Origin of the sequence: Confluentibacter sediminis (assembly GCF_003258355.1) — a bacterium.
Classification (GTDB): Bacteria; Bacteroidota; Bacteroidia; order Flavobacteriales; family Flavobacteriaceae; genus Confluentibacter; species Confluentibacter sediminis.
On record NZ_QKPO01000007.1, the window covers coordinates 173,462 to 192,630 of the forward strand.

Below are 19,169 nucleotides of genomic sequence, written 5' to 3' on the forward strand. Positions count from 1 at the left end.
TACTATATTGCAATATTAAAAACATCATTTAACTTAATTTTTATAATAATCATAATGATCTTTAAATTGGAAAGAAAGCACTCGTTGTTAAGATTGGTTTTGTGGACTTTTATGTCTTTGGGGTTACATGTCTATTCGCAATCTGAGCGTACTAAGTTCATTCCTGTAGCACCTGAGGAGCTATCGAATTCATTAGTTAGATGTTTTCTTAAAGATAGTAAAGGGTACATGTGGTTCGGTACAAATGATGGACTGATACGCTATGATGGAGTTAATACTTATAATTATGTGCATGACCCAAAAAATAATAAAACAATATCCAATAATACAATAAATACCATTATAGAAGATTCACAACATAAACTATGGATAGGAACTGCCCAAGGTCTTAGTAATTATAATAGGCAAACAGATAATTTTACAAACGTTGATTCAATACCAACCAACAAAAATCACTTAAATAATGGTTATATTACAAGCTTAGCATTTGATGGGGAAGATAAACTATGGATAGGTACTTATGGTGGAGGTATTAATATATATGATCAGAAAAACTCCTTGTTTTTTTATTTAGGGGGTTTTGATATTCATAACAGTCCTCTTGCAAAAAACTATGCAACTTCCGTTTTATATGCAGACGGACTTATTTGGTTTGGAACTAAAGGGGGCCTTGAGGTTTTTGACCCTAAAAAAAAAGCGGAAGTAACAGCTAAGCTTTTTACGGAAAGCTTACCAGATAAACAAATTACTCAATTAGTTCAGGATATTTATGGAAATATCTGGTTTTCAACATTAGGGGGAGATATAACTAAAATAAAAAAAAGCAATTCAAATTACTCATTTGAAAAAATAATTTCTAAAGATTCTTCACCACAGGTGAGATGGAGTGAAATTTTAACGATGGCTACTGATGATAAAGGAAATATTTGGGTTGGTGGGCAAAACTCAGCGTTAAGTTATTTCAATACAAAGACTAAAAAAATTACTTATTTCGATAATAAATATAAAAATCCCCAAAGTATACAAACTAATTCTATAAGATCGGTTTTTGTTGATAAAAACGGACTTACATGGATAGGAACTTTTAATAAGGGGGCTTACCTAATAGATAAGAATGTGGGCAAGTTTGATTCTTATCAATTAGGTGATTTTAAGCAAAGTGATCTTGAAGGTAAAGAAATAAGAGGATTTGTTGAAGACAAAAAAGGAGACATATGGATTGCTTGTGATGGCATTGGAGTTATTAAATTAGAATCTAAAACAAATGAATTAAAACGTTGTGATGACATTAACAGTAAACTGGAAACCAAATCTATTACAGCTATGACGTTTGATAAGCATGGGGATATTTGGTTTGCCTCATGGGCTGATGGTATATATAAAGTTAATTTACAAACTAATAAAACTATTAAGTATTATTTGAAGTCTGGTGGATTTGGTGATAACAAAACATACTTTTTGTATGAAGATAAAGAGGGGACTATATGGGCAGGAAGCAATGGGAGCGGATTATTTTATTTTGATGATAAAAAGGAACAATTTACACTTCTTACTGAAAAAGATAAGACCGATTATATAACTAAGACATCCTATGTTAGTTCAATGGTTGAAGATTCTGAGGGTGTTTTATGGGTGGGTACGATGTATGGTTTATATAAATTGACAAGAACTGGAAAAGGTTCGTTCAATTACAAACTATATAGACAGGATGCAAAGTATGGAAATTTTAGCAGTAACAATATACAATATATTTATGAGGATTCCTCAGCGAACATATGGTTTGCAACAACAGACAATGGTTTGATTTTAAAACCTAAAAACAGTAACGAATTCAAGATTTTTCAAAAGAAAGATGGATTGGTAAGTAATACTATTAGATCCATATTACAGGATTCGATTGGCAATATGTGGATTAGTAGTAATATGGGCATATCCAAGTTAGATCTTCAAACAAATAAATTTACAAATTATAATAAATCAGACGGTCTATCATCAAACAATTATAATTCAAGCTCAAGTATTGTAAGTAGCAAAGGAAAAATATTTTTTGGAAGCAATAATGGATTTAATGCATTTTATCCAGATAGTGTTCAAACTAATTTAGGGCGACCATTGGTCTATTTAACAGACCTAAAAATTAATAACAAGTCCATGGGCATTACGGATACAGGATCACCTCTAGATAAAGATATTAGCCTTACATCCAGTATAAAGCTTAATTACAATCAACGATCCTTTGCTATCGATTTTGTTGCCATTAATTATGGTGAGACCTCTCCTTATGAGTATTGTTATATGCTGGAAGGTTTTGATAAAACTTGGAATTGTGTCGGGGCCAATCATACGGCGACATACACTAATATAGATCCAGGTGAATATGTGTTTTTGGTAAAAGCATCTAATTCAGACGGTATGTGGACCAATACTACAGAGCCTTTAAAAATTAAAATAAAGCAAATATGGTGGAAGACATGGTGGGCCATCTTCATCTATATTATTTTCATTGCTGGAATTATCTTTTTTCTTTTCAGGATACGTATGGAGCGTGTTCGTATGAAGAACCAATTGATTATGGAGCGTTTAGCTCGTGAACAAGAACATGAACTAAGTGAATCAAAAACACAATTTTTTACCAATATTTCACATGAATTTAGGACACCATTAAGCTTAATTTCCATGCCTTTAGAAAGCTTAAGTGCTATGGAGGGGTTGCCAACTAGCGTTAAAGAAAGAATAAGTTCAATTAGATCGAGTTCAGACAAAATGCTGCGTTTGGTTAACGAATTAATGGATTTTAATAAACTAGAAAATACCAAATTAAAACTTCAAATACAACAAGGTGAATTAGTTGAATTCATTACAAACATTGCAGGTACTTTTAATGATATTTCTAAAAAAAGAAATATTCATTTTGGGATTCACAGTATGGTAGGTTCGCTTCATGGGTGGTTCGATCATGATAAACTTGATAAAATATTGGTAAACATCCTTTCAAATGCTTTTAAGTTTACTTCAGACAAAGGGAAAATAAATATCATTATTAATTCAAAAGAAGCTATGATTATAGCAAGTGGAGAGAAGTCACGCTGTTTGGAACTTAGTATTGTTGATAATGGTATTGGTATATCGGAAAAGGAATTACCTTATATTTTTGATAAATTTTATCAAGCTAAGTCTTCGGCAGCTATAGCCAATTCAGGAACAGGTATAGGTCTATCTTTAACAAAAGGGCTTGTAGAATTACATCAGGGAACTATTAAAGTTGAAAGTAAACCTAACCATGAAACGTTATTTGTTATTTTAATTCCTATCGATAAAGAAATATATGCAGATGATTGTATTTGTGAAATTTCAGAATGTATTGATACGGCTACAAAGCCAATCAGTTATATGGAAACAGAAGATGCTCCTGATAATAATTTATATCAAGAAGATGAAAGTCATGATAAGCCACAAATCCTTATTGTTGAAGATAATGATGAACTAAGAACATATTTGGCTTTAGAGTTGAGGGAACAATTTCATGTTATAGAAGCGAATAATGGCCAAGAGGGGTTAGACATGGCTTTGGAAATAAGTCCAGACTTAATTATTAGTGATATTTTAATGCCGATAAAGAATGGAATTGATTTGTGTAAGGATATAAAAACTAATTTAAAAACTAGTCACATTCCCTTTGTTCTTTTAACAGCACGAACAACAGTTGATGACCAAATTACAGGAATTGAGACTGGAGCAGATGTGTATATTACTAAACCTTTTAGTATTCGTTTTTTGATAGCACAAGTAAACCAAATTATTGAATCTCGTCAAAAATTATATTCTCAGTTTAGTAAAGATGTTTATTTGCTGCCTAATAAAGTGGCACAAAATGAAATGGACCAAGAGTTCCTTCAAAAGGCCATTGATTATATTGTTGAAAATATACAAAACCCTCAATTAGGAGTTAACTCCATAGCCGATCTTTTTAATTTAAGCCGTATGCAAGTTTATAGAAAAATTAAAGCGCTTACGGGTAAGTCGGTTGTTAATTTTATCAGAATGGTTAGAATTAAACAAGCTTTAAAGCTTATGGATACTCAAAAATATGCCCTTGCAGAGATTGCTTATCTAACAGGTTTTAATTCTGCTTCCTATTTTACTACATCTTTTAAAGAGGAATATGGTAAAGCACCATCTGAATATTTAGATCAAAATCTTTAACAGCTATTTGGATTAAAAAATTTTCTTTCTTGTTTTTTTGGACTCTAATAGTAAGATGTTATGAATGTTATTTTAATAAAAAATAACGCTATAAATTCCAATAACGTATTTAACAGGGTTTTTTATATCAAATTCTCATCTATGTTTTAAATTTTAAAGAGAATGTTCATTTACTGATAATGCAAACCAATGTTATATATGATATTTGGTAGCCTTTGTTTCTAAAATTTATTCCACCTAAAAATTAAAGAAACGGTAGGAGTTTTTGTGAAGGTTTGTTTGAAATTATATTGTAAAAATTAAATCTGAATTTTAAATAATGTGATTTTATTAACTTTTATGGGACTCTTTTAAAATTGAATTTTAACTAAACTTTATTAATATTAACTAAATTTTATTTTATGCAAAATGTAATTTTACTATTTAATTCAAAGAGAAGCCGTCCTTGGTTTCTCAAAATCATTTGTTCAGCAATCGTATTTTTTACTATGATTGTTAGTGCAAATGCACAGAAAACTGTTACTGGAACAGTAAAAGACGATTCAGGTATACCTATGCTTGGGGTTAACGTTATCGTTAAGGGTACCAGTACAGGTACCAACACAGACTTTGACGGAAATTATTCTCTTAATGTGTCTGGTAATAATGCTGTGTTAGTGTTTTCTTACTTAGGTTATATAACCAAGGAAATGACTGTTGGAGCACAATCCGTCATTAACATTGCTTTAGATCAAGATGTTGCAGCACTTAGCGAAGTGGTTGTGATTGGTTATGGAACTCAAAAGAGAGAATCTGTAACAGGTTCGGTGGTTTCTATTAAAGGAGAAGAATTGGGAGAAGTTCAATCTGCTAACTTCCAACAGGCACTTCAAGGTCGTGCTGCAGGTGTACAAATATCAACAACTGATACCAAACCTGGAGCTGCTCCCCAAATTCGAATTCGTGGTGTGCGTTCGTTATCAGCAACTAATGACCCTTTAATTGTGCTTAATGGTATTCCTTTTTCTGGAGGTCTTAGTGATATCAACATTAATGATATTGAAAGCCTAGACATATTAAAAGATGCATCAGCTACAGCTATTTATGGTTCTAGAGGTGCAAATGGTGTTATTTTAATAACAACAAAGTCTGGTAAACAAGGTCAAAAAGCAAGATTTTCGTACAATACATATTATGCAACTAAAGAGGTTTTTGCCAAGTATCCTATGATGGATGGACCACAACTTTTAGCTTTACGTCAAGCAGTTGCTAATCACCCTGATCGAGGAGGTAGCCCTATTTATGATACTGCAAAAGATGAAGACCCTAATACTAATACTGATTGGCAAGATTTATTTTACGGCCCTGGATTTCAAACCAGTCATGATATAAGTGTGCAAGGTGGTATGGAAGGTGGTTCATACAATTTAGGTATGGGTTATTTTAAAGAAACTTCAGTTGTACCTGGTCAATATTATGAAAGATATTCTTTACGTGCACAGGTTGATCAGGAAATTGGAGCGTTTCGCTTTGGTTTAAACTCTGTAATGAGCTTTAGCAAAGCTGGTTCTATTGCAGATGTTGGAAGTATACTAGGTGCATCACCGCTTCTTAATCCATACAATTCTGATGGAACAATACAAGAGCGTTTTCAAACACAAGCAGAAGACAGTTGGATTCCTACAAGAGACGTAATAAATGGTGTTGGACTAGGTAGAGTAAACGAGCAATTAGATTTTGGTACTTACAATAACATATATACTGAGGTTGAAATACCAGGCGTTGAAGGGTTAAAATACCGAATGAATATTGGTTTGAATTTACGTGTATCTAGAGATGGTGACTTTACGGGTAAAGGAGTATTTAATTATAACGAGAACAATCCATCTTCTGCTAGTTATGGTACTTCTCTTTCACAAGACTATGTTATTGAAAACCAATTGCTTTTTGATAGAACATTTGCAGATAAGCATAAAGTAAATTTTGTTGGTCTATTTTCTTCTCAGAAGTCCAAATATGATAGTTCATATTTAGGTGTTCGAAATGTTCCAAATGAACAATTTTTGTTCTACAACTTAGATGCTGCACTAGCGGAAGATATTACTGGTTATAGAACTGATTTATCAGAAACAGGGTTGCTATCTTATATGGCTAGAGCCATGTATCAATATGATAATCGTTATATGATTACTGGTACAATACGTTCTGATGGGTCTTCTAGATTAGCACCAGGACATAAATGGGTTACTTATCCCGCGGTATCTGTAGGTTGGAATATAGCTAACGAATCGTTTATGAAAAATGTTGGGTTTATTGACCAATTAAAATTACGTGCAGGTTACGGACAAACGTCTAACCAAGCTATTAATGCTTATTCTGTTCAAGGAACATTACAACCAAGAGACTATAACTTCGGTGATACATTTGCAACAGGTTATTATGTAAGTAAACTACCCAATCCAGAATTGGGGTGGGAATTTTCTGAGACCTACAATTATGGTTTGGATTTTGGATTGTTCAAAAACAGACTTTCTGGTACGGTTGAATACTATACTACCAAAACAAATGATATTCTTTATGATCTGGGGCTTCCCATCACATCTGGTGTAAGTAGTGTTTCAAGTAATATTGGTGCAACAGAAAATAAAGGTCTTGAAATAACTCTTAATGGAGTTATTATTGATAATCCTGACGGTTTCTCTTGGGAAGCAGGAATTAATCTGTATACCAATAAAAATAAAATTACATCCCTAGCTAGTGGTGAAACAGAAAATGTTGGTAATCTTTGGTTCGTAGGCAGTCCTATTAACGTAATTTATGACTACAAGAAAATAGGGCTTTGGAACACAACAGATCCAGATTACCAATACTTGCAACAATATGAGCAAGGAGGTAATGCAGGAATGATTAAAGTACAATATACGGGTGATTTTAATCCTGATGGGTCTCCCACTAGATTAATAGGAGCAGATGATAGAATAGTACAAGATCCCACACCTGATTTTGAAGGAGGTTTCAATACCCGATTGACTTACAAAAATTTTGATTTAAGTATGGTAGGAACCTTTAAAAGCGGAGGTATATTGGTTAGTACACTATATAGTTCTAATGGGTATCTTAACCTGCTTACAGGTAGAAAAAACAATGTGAATGTAGATTACTGGACACCAACCAACACGGGGGCTAAATATCCAGCGCCTGGTGGAGTCCAAAGTAGTGATAACCAAAAATATGCTACTACTTTAGGATATTTTGATGCGTCGTATCTTAAAGTTCGTACAATAACTATAGGGTATAACTTTACCCAAGATGTACTTAGTAAAATTGGTTTGGAAAAACTTCGTTTATATGCTACTGTTCAAAATCCATTTGTATTGTTTTCACCATATAAAAAAGAATCTGGAATGGATCCTGAAACGAACTCTGGAGTTAACAGTTGGGATGGAAGTAGACAAAATGTTGCAGTAAATACTGATAGTACTATTTCAAAAGGTATTCCTACGATTGGTACTAACACACCAACCACACGTAACTATATGATAGGATTAAACTTAACATTCTAAAAAAAAGATATGAAAAAAATATTTAAAATTAAAATTTTTGCCACGGTATTAATTGCTGTGTCATTATTAATGGCTTCCTGTACGCAAGATATCTTGCAGGAATCGCCAAGAAGTTCTTATACTCCAGACTATTTCCAGACAGAAGAGGGTGTACAGGGAGGTATTACTTACTTATATTCGCAATTAAGGTATATATATGGACAACCTTATTATTACAATTCGCTTGAAACAGGTACTGATGAGTACACTTATGCGCAAAGTGCTGATGGAAATTTTAAGGATAGTGATTTGTCTGGTGTGGGTGTTATCAATTCAGATAGTCACCCAAGTAGTATTCCTTGGGATAATTGTTTTCCATCTATTAACACAGCAAGTGGTATCATAGAAAATGCTGCTGCAGTTGGACTTAGTGATGCTTTAATTGCAGAAGCTAGATTTTTCCGTGCTTTCGATTACTTTTTGTTAGTACAAACTTATGGAGGTGTGCCATTAGATTTGGGTGCAGGTAACTTAAAATTTAATACGTCGGTATCAAGAACTTCGGTGCGAAACACAGTGCCAGAGGTTTATACTATAGGTGTATTCCCTGATTTAATTCAGGCTGTAAACGATTTGCCAATTACTGCCCGTTTAACAGGAACTGTAACTAAAAATGTTGCCAGATTGTTTTTGGCTAAAGCTTATTTAACATATGGCTGGTGGTTGCAAAATCCAAACAATATTCCAACTTACCCAGATACTCCACGAACAGATCCTGACGGGCATGATGCTGCTTGGTATTTTCAACAAGCTTATGATTTGGCTGCAGAAGGAATTGATAATCCAGGTGATTATAAATTATTGGATTATTTTTACGACGTTCATGTAGCAACTAATGATCGCCATGCAGAAATGATGTTATATGCAGATCATACTGAAGCAAGTACACAATATGGTGGGTATGCCTCAGGTTATAATGGAACTGATCCTGGTACTAATACATCGGTTTGGATGGTAACGTCTAACTACACACGTATAAGTGTAGGTGGGAAATCTATACAACGTGAAGCGGCACAAGATTATGGTCGTCCATGGACACGTATGGCACCAACTATCAATGTATTTGAAGAGACGTTTGCAGATAAAACTTTAGACTCTCGCTATGATGGTACATTTGTATCTACTTATAGAGCAAACTGGGATAAAGCAGGAGATACAAATTCAGCAACAGGTGCAAATGGTTTATCTATAGCTCCTGGTGAAGCTGTGCTTTCATACATAGATTACAATCCAGCAGTAGTTTATGGTGATAATGCCGGTGTTGGTGCAGGTGTATTACCTGGAAGAGCAGATTATGTTATAAACCTAAATGAAATTAACAGAAAAAACTATCCTGGCTTATGGAAATTAGGGACCTATCGTACCGATAATAATGGTGGTTTAGGAGAGCCAAACAGTGCTGTAACACGACCTTACCCAATTGCTAAATTCTCTGAATTTTATTTCATAGCTGCAGAAGCTGCTGTTAAAGGTGCTACCACACAAGGTGGAAAAAGTGCAAGAGAGTTAATTAATGTGATTCGTGCTCGTGCGGGTAAATGGCGTTTTGACCATAACGGAAATGTACCAAAATTAGAAGATAATAGTGCAGCAATGGTGTTAGCAACACCTGCGGTAGTAGATATTGACTATATTTTGGCAGAACGTTCTCGTGAATACTTTGGTGAAGGTTACAGATGGTTTGATTTAGTTCGTACTCAAAAATGGACTGAATATGCATCTAGCTATGAAATAGCAGGTACTAATGACACGGATCATTCGCCAGTGACGGTTAGTAGAACCATAGAGAAGTATCATTATTTAAGACCAATACCACAAGGTCAAATGGATAAAATGCTAGCTACTGATGCAGAAAAAGAAGCTTACCAAAATCCTGGGTATTAATTATAAATCAATATTTTATGTTAAATAGGATTGGGGTTACATAACATTTGTATGTAACCCCAATTTTTTTTAAAGATATATTTAAGTTTAACTTAAGCTGTAATTAAGTTTTGAATATTTACAATAAATCATGTATGCTTAAATGAACTGTCAGGTTGAGCGCGGTCGAAACCCTCTCTTAAAGACGTTAGTTTTTATAACGACCTAAATGCAAAACACATGCAATTGATAAATTTAAAAAATAGTCCTTATTTATTTATTGCCAACAATGATAGACCATTAGTGATTTTCAAAATAAATCAGTAACCAAAACATTATTTAAAATCAAATGTTGGTTAAGCAACATATTTAAGATATTTCTGCTTTTTTAAAGATAAGAAGTAAATGGAGAAGAATAACAAAAGTTTTAAATGACAAAAAAGCCTTGAAAATGCATCAAGGCTTTTTTGCCATTTAGATATGTTTTATTTATTTAAATAATAAACGGGCAAATTCTTTGAGGTCTCGTCTCCAAGTTAACCATTCATGAGCGGTATTAGGCGACTCGTAATATATATATTTAATACCTTGTTTGTCTAGCATAGCTTTAAAAGCACCCACTGATTCTGGGAAAGGAGCTGGTTCTTTGGTCCCTAAACCAAGCCATAAAACTTTAAGTTGCTTGTTTACTATTTTACCGTCGTTAAACGCTCCATTTAAAAATAAAGAAGGATCGATAACCTCTGAACTTGGATAATTTGATGTACCACTAAATCCACCATAATACGTAAATGTGTTAAGATTGTTGATGACGATACGCATGGTTTGGTTAGCTCCCATAGACAGTCCAGCGATTGCTCTATGTTCACGGTCGGGGATGGTTCTAAATTTAGAATCAATCATAGGAATCACTTCATTAATAATCACTTCTTCAAATACTGAAACTGGGCGCGCATTACTTTCTTGAGGTTTATAAGCATAGCCATTGTCCATCACAATAATCATTGGAACAGCTTGTTTTGTAGCAATTAAATTATCAAGGATTAGATTGGCTTTCCCTTGAGATGCCCATCCTGTTTCATCTTCAAAACTACCATGTTGTAAATAAAGAACAGGATAGCGGGCTTTTATATCATTAGTGTAGCCAGCTGGTGTATAAGCAAAACACCTTCTAAAAGAGTTTGTTAATTTGGAGAAGTAAATAGTTTCACTTACAAGTCCGTGAGGGACATCTTTAACAGCATAAAAATCGCTATCTGAAGCAGGGATTTCTATCCCGCTACCCCAATGGCCTGCACCGTAAAAATACAATGTGCCAGGATCTGGAACTGATGCACCGTCAATATTAAGTTGATAATAATGAAAACCTGAGTCTTGAGGTTCTGATTCTCCTGTCCAAACTCCCTTGTCGTCTTTTACCATATCATATTTTACACCACCAAGATCCAGTTGGATTTTATTGGCATTGGGAGCAGAAATACTAGCACGAACACGACCTTCAGAATTTATTTGAGGATACTCTTTACCAGGTTGATTTACCGATGAAGGTTTAAAATTTTCAATGGCTTTGGATTGGTTTGATTGAGCAAGATTGACATTGTAGGTTAATAGAATTAATACAAGGAAAGCGATGCACTTATAATTCATAGAAATGATTTTAGATAATAGAAAAACCCGCAATGTGAAATGGTTTAGTTGTTAGTTTTTTTTTTAGCTTCACAAAGCGGGTTTTAGAAAAAATTTAGTTTAGTTGGAAAAGTTTATTCTTTAAAAAGAAGAGGAGCTAGTTCGTGTAAGCTACGACGCCAAGTTTGAAACTCGTGAGCCGTACCTTCAGAAACGTAAGAAACGGCATTGAAACCAGCTTCTTTAAGAGCAACAGCAGCGCTTTTAACGCCATCAGGTCTCTCTTTGCTACCACAACTCAAGAAAATAAGTTTTACTTTAGATTTATCTTTGATATCCTCAGGAGCATATGTGCCACCACTTAAAAGTGCATAATGAGAGAATACATCTGGATTATTAAGGGTGATCGTTTTAGTTTCCATACCACCCATTGAAAGACCTCCCATAGCTCGGTGTGGTTGGTCTGCGATTGTGCGGAAATGAGAATCTACGTAAGGAATTAATTCTTTTACCAGCACGGTTTGGAATGGATCAATTTTGAAATTTCTCATACCACCCATTCTCACTTCATTTGTCATTCCATAAGTCATAACAATAATGAAAGGTTTAGTTTCGCCTTTTGCAATCATGTTATCCATAATTAGATTGGCATGTCCTTGGTTGCTCCAAGCAGTTTCATCTTCGCCCCAGCCATGTTGAAGGTATAATACAGGATAACGTTTAGATGGATTTTCATAATATCCTGGTGGGGTATATACAAAAGCACGTCTTGATGTTTCTGTACTTGGCGATGGGAAAAGTACTTGCTGAACATGACCATGGGGTACATTCTTTAATGCATAAAAATCTTGATCGTGGGCAGGTATTTCAATGCCACTTTCCCAACGGATAGAACCATAGTAATTTAAAGCTCCTGGATCATTAAATGTTCCACCATCCATATTAATATGGTAGTAATGAAATCCTTCATCCATAGGACCAGCAGTAGTTCCCATCCAAACACCTTCAGCGTTTTTTTCTAATTTGGTACCGCCTTGTCCGCCTAATCCTAGACTTACTCTAACGCTATCAGCAGCAGGAGCTACAATTTTAAAACGCGCATACCCTTGAGAGTTTACTTGTGGATATTCTTGTCCAGGTTGGTTTTTACTCGATGGTTTAAAATCTTCTTTAATTTCTTGTGCCTGTGCTAAAAAAAGCGATCCAGACAAAGCAAGTAGTAATACTAATTGTTTCATAATGTTTAATTTAGTTGTTTTTATTTGAATATTAATTGCGCAAATTCATGTAAACTTCGTCTCCAACTTTGCCATTCATGAGCTGTTTGAGGAGATACATAAAAATGTGTATTCATACCAGCCTTTTTAAGGGCTTCTGTATTTACTTTTGGGTCGGTACTACCTTGTCTTGGGTTTTCTAATTCACGACTACCATAGCTAACAAATAATAATTTAATCTTATCTTTAAAATCAGGTACTTTTTCAATATCTTCTATACTGATACTGCCCCCACTAAAAATACCAACTTGTGAAAATGCATCTGGATTTGCTAATGTAATAGCACGAGTCTGCATACCACCCATAGATAGCCCTGCCATGGCTCTGTGTTGTTGGTCTGCCACCGTACGATAGTTGGAATCAATCATTGGAATGATGTCATTAAGCAGTGTGTTTTTAAATCCATCAGCCCAACCGTCAGGAGGCCAATTACCTGCAGGACGACCACCTCCTTGTTGTGGAGCACCGGCAGGTCTTGGCATTGCCCAAGTTCCGTTATCCATAACAATTATAAAAGGATTGGATTTACCATCTGCTATAAGATTGTCCATAATTAAATCAGCATGTCCCTGACTTGCCCAACCTGTTTCATTTTCACCACCACCATGCTGTAAATATAAAACAGGGTAACGTTTGTTGGGGTTTTGATTATATCCTGGAGGTGTATAAACAAAACAACGACGCATCGCGTTATTGGTTTTAGAAAAATAGTGATGTTCGCGTACTTCTCCATGAGGTACATTTTTTAATGCATAAAAATCCTGATCTTTTGCAGGAACTTCAATACCGCTTCCCCAGCGACTAGCACCATAAAAATAAAGACTTCCTGGATCTGGTACAGAAGCACCATCAATGTTTAGTTGATAATAGTGAAATCCTTCATCTTGAGGCGCAGATTGTCCTATCCACATACCTTTTTCATCTTTTGTTAAATCATATTTTACACCACCAATGTCCAATTGAACTTTGTGGGCTTCTGGAGCTAAAATTTGAGTACGTACACGTCCTTCGGAATTTACTTGAGGATATTCCTTGCCTTCTTGTGTCGTTGCAGATTTTTTGAAATCTTCAACGACTGTTGATTGTGAAAAACTTATTCCGCTAATAAGTAACGATGAATAAATAATTACTAAAGATTTGTAATTCATTTTATTTTTAATTTAGTTTAGAAGTTTTATGATATTAAATTAATCTTTAAAAAGAAGTTGGGCAAAACCATACAAACTTTTTCTCCATGTTTGGAATTCGTGGGCCGTTCCTGGAGCTTCATAGTAAACGTTTTTAATACCCGCTTTATCCAATTCTTCATGGGTACTTCTACCCGAACGCGCTCCTTCTTTAGATCCCATGCTTACATAGAATAATTTCACTTTTTTAGCAAATTCTTCAGGCTTTTTAAGCAAACCATTATAACCTGTTTCAATACCCGGAAATCCAAATGGGGCACTGAAAATTCCAATGTTGCCGAATTTATCAAGATTTGATTGTGAAATTTGATAGGTTTGAGTGCCTCCTAACGATAAACCAGCAATGGCACGATGTGAACTATCACTAAGTGTACGGTAATGGCTATCAATATTTGGGATAAGATCTTTAATCATGATATCCTCAAAACTATCCCAGAAATTTTTGTCTTGAGGTCGTTTTGGGCTACCGAATCCTTGGGCTATACCACCATCTTCCATAACAATAATCATAGGTTTGGCTTTGCCTTCAGCAATTAAATTATCTAAAATAAAATTAGCACGTCCTTGATTACCCCAAGCTCTGCGGTCTTCACCCATACCATGTTGTAAATATAAAACAGGGTAACGTTCTTTGGTGTTTTTATCATATCCAGGTGGTGTGTAAACATATGCCAAACGCATGTTTCCAGTTGATTTTGCTAGATACCAATGAGACTCAATATTCCCATGAGGCACATCTTTAATATCATAAAAATCGACACCATCTTCTGGTATTTCAATACCACTTGCTATACGACTCATACCATAGAAGGTTTCACTGTTAGGGTCGTCAACATCGACACCATTAATTTTTAAAGTATAATAATGAAAACCAGGGTCTAAAGGTTTTGTTACTCCTGTCCAAACACCTTTTTCATCTTTTGTTAATGCAAGGTTTCCCAAGCTGACAGAGATACTATCAGCGGCAGGAGCATTAATTCTAAAGTATGCTTTGCGCTCTGAGTCTATACGTGGATATTGAGCACCAATCACATTTGTTGATGCGGGTTTTGTGCCTTCAGGAAATGTGTTTTCTTGAGCATAAGAACTTATAACTCCTAAAAAAGTTATGATTAAAAATACGTTTTTCATTTTTAAGTTTAGTTTTATATTATTTGAAAAGTAATTGTGCGAATTGATTGAGCGATCGTCTCCATGTTAACCACTCGTGAGCTGTTCCTGGGGATTCATAATAAATATGTTGAATACCTGCTTTTTCAAATTCTTTATGAACATTATTGACCGTTTGATACATACCAGCAGGTTCTTCGGTGCCTGTGCTTATATACACTAATTTAGCTTTTTTATTAAACGCATCTACATCTGCATATATACCATTATATACATTTTGGATAGTAGTATCAGGGCCTCTCATTAAGGCAGGGCCGCTAAAACCACCTATGTAGGCAAACTTATCAAGATTGTACATTGTGGTATGGAATGTTTGAAAACCACCTAAAGAGAGTCCTGCCATAGCTCTGTGGTCTCTGTCGGCAATAACTCTAAAGTCCTTTTCAACCATGGGGATAATGTCGTTTATAAACACTTTTTCTAGCGTTTCGAAATTAAAACTAATACCAGATCTTTGTCCTTCAACAGGTTTTGTATTTGGATCGGTAGCTGCGCCTTTATCCATAACAATCAGCATAGGTTTTGCTTTTCCTTCAGCAATTAAATTATCTAAAATAAAATTGACTTTACCTTGATTTGCCCATCCTGTTTCATCTTCACCACCACCATGTAAAAGATAAAGTACTGGATATTTTTTATTGAGATCTTTATCATATCCAGGTGGTGTATATACAAAGGCTCTCCTCCAATCTTGGGTAATTTTTGAATAATAATATTTAATTCTGATATCACCATGGGGAACATCTTTTGGAAGATAATAATCTACATTTTTTTCAGGAATTTCAATTCCACTAGCCCAACGGCTCATTCCATAATAGGTATTACTATTTGGATCTGTTGTGGCTACTCCGTCAGCAATTAATGAATAATAATGGAAACCTTCAACGATAGGATCGGTGGTTACGGTCCAAATCCCCTTATCATCTTTTACCATATCATATTTTTTGCCTAAGTCAATCTGTAAACCTTTAGCATCTGGTGCATTGATTTGAAAGATGACACGATGGTCCGGTAATACTTTAGGGTACTCACGACCTTGAACATTGGTTGAAGCTGATATGCCATTATCTTGGGTATAGCTTTCAAAAAACGATATAAAAGTGATTAGTATTAAAAGAGTTTTTTTCATTTTATTAAGTGCGAAATTTAATTAGGCAATATAATTTGGTAGTTACCACTTAAGTGCATTAAACTAAAAAGATATAATAAACCATCATAGTAGGGGTCAAAATAACCGTCTTCATATGGCTCCAGTTTAGCATCCCATATAGCATGCACAAAATCTAGACTACTTTTATCATTACTTATAAGAGCCGTAGTGGCTGCAGTAGAAACTAAACCAATAGAATGTCGTAGTTTTGGTTCTTTACCAGCTTTAAGTATGAATTCAGGTCGTGAGCCATCTAAGTTAAATTGGTCTTCATAAGTGTCTAATCCTTTAGATCTTAAGAAATTTTGAAAGCGTTTAGCATACCCTTTTTGCCAGTCTTTATCTTTACCAAACCAAACATAATCCATTGCAATATTCATAGGAACACGCCAAGAGTCGTAACGAAAGCCCGCCGGCATCCAACGAGTGGGATGTGGTTCTCCACTAAACTCCGTGTAATCAGAATTTAGAGCTGTTACTGGATGTGTAGCTCTGTGTAAAAATACGCGAGAAGTATCGGCACATGCTTTATAAAATTCTTCATGACCATCTTTAGCATAGGCTGCCCAAATTTCATAAAAAGCAGGTAGATGATACGATGGATCTGTCCAATTATAATTGTTGCCTTCTGGAACAAATGAAATCTGCTTATGCTCCGTATTAATAAGGTTATAGATGTTTCCAGTGCCATCTTTTTTCCACATAGCATCTAATATTCTTCTTGCTTCTTTATAATAATTAATGCCAGTGTTATTTCCCCATTTGTTTGAAGCGAAAATGAGGCTAGTGATATAATATAACTCCCCATCAGAAGCTGAGCCAGGTGAATTTTTCTTCATGGTTACGGGATTAAAACTCCATGCAAAATAGCCTTCTCTTGGTCCCGATTGGTGCTGCATATACGTTTTGGAAAACCTCCAAATACGATCAAAAACTTCTTTTTTATTTAGTTGCACGGCAATCATCATACCATAAGACATGCCTTCCGTTCTAGCATCTTTATTTTTGACATCCGATACGTAAGCCATGGAATCACCAACCTCAAAGTAGACACGGTTTGGTCCTTCAAAAATATCATAATAAGCTTTTGAGAGTTTTTTATTAATATCAGATTTTTTGTAACCAGCTTCTAAAAAGAGATTTTTATATTTAACATTTTTAAAAGTTGACTCAGCCTTGTTTTGCGAAGTAACTACTAAGGAACTTAAAGTGAATATTATAAATATTGAAAAGATATTTTTATTAAATATTTTCATCTTCTTAGTTTTTAATTCGTCCAGTTATTTCGTTTCAACCATGAAAACAAAGGATCCATCCATCCTTGATGCCTAAAAATAAAGCCGTGTCCACCTTTTGGATAAATATGCATTTCTGCATCAACTTTTTTGTGTCTCAGGTGTTCAAAATATTCAATAGTGTTATCTACATCAACTGTGGTATCATCTGCGGTATGTGTTAGGTAAGCAGGAGGTGTGTTTTTATTTATTTGTAATTCATTTGAAAAAAGTTCAATATCTTCTTTACTTGGGTTTTTACCTAATAAAGCATCTCGAGAACCTCCATGTGTTAAGCTATCGGTCATACTAATTACGGGATATACCAAAATTTGAAAGTCGGGACGTAAACTAGTATTATTTGAATTTTCAATGTATGATTTTTCAAAATGAGTCGCAGCAGTAGATGCTAAATGGCCTCCAGCTGAAAAACCCATAATGCCTATCTTATTTTTATCTAATGCCCATTTTTCAGCATTTTCTCTAACTAATTTTATAGCTTGTTGAGCATCTTGTAGGGGACCAATTTTTTTATTAATCATGATGTTGTCGTCAGGCAAGCGATATTTCAATACAAAGGCAGCAATGCCTTTTTCCGCAAGAGCTTTCGCATTGACAACACCTTCGCCTTGATAAACTACAACACTATAACCACCACCTGGCACAAGAATAATGGCAGTGCCTGTTGCTTTTTCTGGATTTGGTTTGAAATATTCTAGTGTGGGATGGGTAACATTTCTATACATGCCCTCTCCAGATTCTTTTATATCTGAAGGTTTTGAGTTTGGTATAGTTGAAGGATATAGATTGATGATTTCTTGAGCATGAATCAATTTACATGTAAATAAAAATAAAACAGTAAATATAAAAACAACCGATTGCTTGCTGATGGAAATGTTAGCCGATTTTTGCATGGTGGTATTTTTAGTTTAGTTGGTTTTTTAGGTGGTAGTTTTTAAATGTTTTAATTCTAGTCTGTGGTAATGTTATTGTAACCTAATAAAGATAACATCTTTGCAGCATACCTCTTCCCAAACATTCTATAACCTTCCGCATTAAAATGAAGATTATCAGGGCCATCGGGACAACCAGCAGAAGAAATAACGAAGGAGTTAGGAATAGTTTCTGGTAATGTTGCTATAATTTTATTCATGCTAGCACAAACACCACCTTGGTCTTCATTAACAACTTCACCAGCTAATAAGGGAACGTCTTTTGGATTAAGATTTAAATCTTTAATTAAATTATCATATACGATTTTCACTTTTTTGGTCCAAAGTGTATCATTGGTATTTGATTCTCCTTGGTGCAAAAGAATGCCTTTAATAACACCATCTTTTTGCGCTATTTTAGCCATTTCAACAAGTCGTCCATAAGGATCGCCATCATATTCATTTACCATATTGGTCATCCATCCTGGTACATCAGTCAAGTATTCTTTATACTTGTCTTTATCAAATAATTCAATTTTACAACCTCCTATGGATACATTGATAACACCAACTTTAACATTTTCCGGAAGATTTTCAATCATAGTTCTGCCAAAATAATCAGTAGGGGTAAGGCCTGTTCTGCAACGACATAAAGGAGGAACTGCTGTGTACCATTTCCCTTTTTCTCGATTTAGATTAGGACAGTCAACAGCCTCTAGAACCTGAAAACGCTCATTGATGTTTACAGTGTCTTGGGGTTGAATACGTGCATTTCCTTCCATATTAGATTGTCCGAAACTTAAATAGATCTGGAAATTTGTGTCTTGGGAATACATGGTGCTAACTGATGCTAGCAAAAACGTAAATATGAATGATTTTAGATTTTTTTTCATTTTAAAATAATGT

11 protein-coding genes are annotated in these 19,169 nt (G+C 34.7%); 3 read left to right on the forward strand and 8 right to left on the reverse strand.

Annotation, left to right across the window (positions count from 1 at the left end; translation table 11 throughout):
• The first annotated feature begins 66 nt into the window (after window positions 1–66).
• The 3 genes from DKT72_RS07890 (at window position 67) to DKT72_RS07900 (ending at window position 9,668) form a co-directional block, all read left to right on the forward strand.
• Complete coding sequence (locus tag DKT72_RS07890; protein ID WP_162623266.1) at window positions 67–4,203, forward strand: hybrid sensor histidine kinase/response regulator transcription factor; 4,137 nt, start codon at window positions 67–69, stop codon at window positions 4,201–4,203.
• 401 nt (window positions 4,204–4,604) lie between these two features.
• A complete protein-coding gene (locus tag DKT72_RS07895; RefSeq protein WP_111308192.1) occupies window positions 4,605–7,745 on the forward strand; it encodes a SusC/RagA family TonB-linked outer membrane protein in 3,141 nt (1,046 codons plus the stop codon).
• A gap of 9 nt (window positions 7,746–7,754) precedes the next feature.
• A complete protein-coding gene (locus tag DKT72_RS07900; protein WP_111308193.1) occupies window positions 7,755–9,668 on the forward strand; it encodes a RagB/SusD family nutrient uptake outer membrane protein in 1,914 nt (637 codons plus the stop codon).
• A gap of 468 nt (window positions 9,669–10,136) precedes the next feature.
• Here the strand turns inward: DKT72_RS07900 and DKT72_RS07905 are convergent, their stop codons facing one another.
• The 8 genes from DKT72_RS07905 to DKT72_RS07940 all read right to left on the reverse strand — a co-directional run bounded on the left by DKT72_RS07905 (window position 10,137) and on the right by DKT72_RS07940 (window position 19,156).
• Complete coding sequence (locus tag DKT72_RS07905) at window positions 10,137–11,294, reverse strand: alpha/beta hydrolase-fold protein (protein ID WP_111308194.1); 1,158 nt, start codon at window positions 11,292–11,294, stop codon at window positions 10,137–10,139.
• Between the two features lie 113 nt (window positions 11,295–11,407).
• Window positions 11,408–12,511: an alpha/beta hydrolase-fold protein gene (locus DKT72_RS07910; RefSeq protein ID WP_111308195.1), complete on the reverse strand. Its 1,104-nt coding sequence runs from the start codon at window positions 12,509–12,511 to the stop codon at window positions 11,408–11,410.
• Window positions 12,512–12,531: 20 nt separating this feature from the next.
• Complete coding sequence (locus DKT72_RS07915; RefSeq protein ID WP_111308196.1) at window positions 12,532–13,698, reverse strand: alpha/beta hydrolase-fold protein; 1,167 nt, start codon at window positions 13,696–13,698, stop codon at window positions 12,532–12,534.
• A gap of 39 nt (window positions 13,699–13,737) precedes the next feature.
• Complete coding sequence (locus tag DKT72_RS07920; protein ID WP_111308197.1) at window positions 13,738–14,868, reverse strand: alpha/beta hydrolase-fold protein; 1,131 nt, start codon at window positions 14,866–14,868, stop codon at window positions 13,738–13,740.
• Between the two features lie 19 nt (window positions 14,869–14,887).
• Window positions 14,888–16,036, reverse strand: a complete 1,149-nt coding sequence (locus DKT72_RS07925; RefSeq protein ID WP_111308198.1) for an alpha/beta hydrolase-fold protein — start codon at window positions 16,034–16,036, stop codon at window positions 14,888–14,890.
• A gap of 17 nt (window positions 16,037–16,053) precedes the next feature.
• Window positions 16,054–17,313, reverse strand: a complete 1,260-nt coding sequence (locus DKT72_RS07930) for a family 8 glycosyl hydrolase (RefSeq protein WP_111308199.1) — start codon at window positions 17,311–17,313, stop codon at window positions 16,054–16,056.
• An 11-nt stretch (window positions 17,314–17,324) separates the two neighbouring features.
• On the reverse strand, window positions 17,325–18,245 hold the full coding sequence (locus tag DKT72_RS07935; RefSeq protein WP_111308200.1) for an alpha/beta hydrolase: 921 nt from the start codon (window positions 18,243–18,245) through the stop codon (window positions 17,325–17,327).
• Window positions 18,246–18,301: 56 nt separating this feature from the next.
• Complete coding sequence (locus DKT72_RS07940; protein WP_111308201.1) at window positions 18,302–19,156, reverse strand: sialate O-acetylesterase; 855 nt, start codon at window positions 19,154–19,156, stop codon at window positions 18,302–18,304.
• Window positions 19,157–19,169 lie beyond the last annotated feature (13 nt).

Bases quoted from the DNA above. Each gene is read 5' to 3' on its own strand.
- DKT72_RS07895 (WP_111308192.1), top strand. From the start codon at position 4,605: ATGCAAAATGTAATTTTACTATTTAATTCAAAGAGAAGCCGTCCTTGG.
- DKT72_RS07900 (WP_111308193.1), top strand. From the start codon at position 7,755: ATGAAAAAAATATTTAAAATTAAAATTTTTGCCACGGTATTAATTGCT.
- DKT72_RS07905 (WP_111308194.1), bottom strand. From the start codon at position 11,294: ATGAATTATAAGTGCATCGCTTTCCTTGTATTAATTCTATTAACCTAC.
- DKT72_RS07910 (WP_111308195.1), bottom strand. From the start codon at position 12,511: ATGAAACAATTAGTATTACTACTTGCTTTGTCTGGATCGCTTTTTTTA.
- DKT72_RS07915 (WP_111308196.1), bottom strand. From the start codon at position 13,698: ATGAATTACAAATCTTTAGTAATTATTTATTCATCGTTACTTATTAGC.
- DKT72_RS07920 (WP_111308197.1), bottom strand. From the start codon at position 14,868: ATGAAAAACGTATTTTTAATCATAACTTTTTTAGGAGTTATAAGTTCT.
- DKT72_RS07925 (WP_111308198.1), bottom strand. From the start codon at position 16,036: ATGAAAAAAACTCTTTTAATACTAATCACTTTTATATCGTTTTTTGAA.
- DKT72_RS07930 (WP_111308199.1), bottom strand. From the start codon at position 17,313: ATGAAAATATTTAATAAAAATATCTTTTCAATATTTATAATATTCACT.
- DKT72_RS07935 (WP_111308200.1), bottom strand. From the start codon at position 18,245: ATGCAAAAATCGGCTAACATTTCCATCAGCAAGCAATCGGTTGTTTTT.
- DKT72_RS07940 (WP_111308201.1), bottom strand. From the start codon at position 19,156: ATGAAAAAAAATCTAAAATCATTCATATTTACGTTTTTGCTAGCATCA.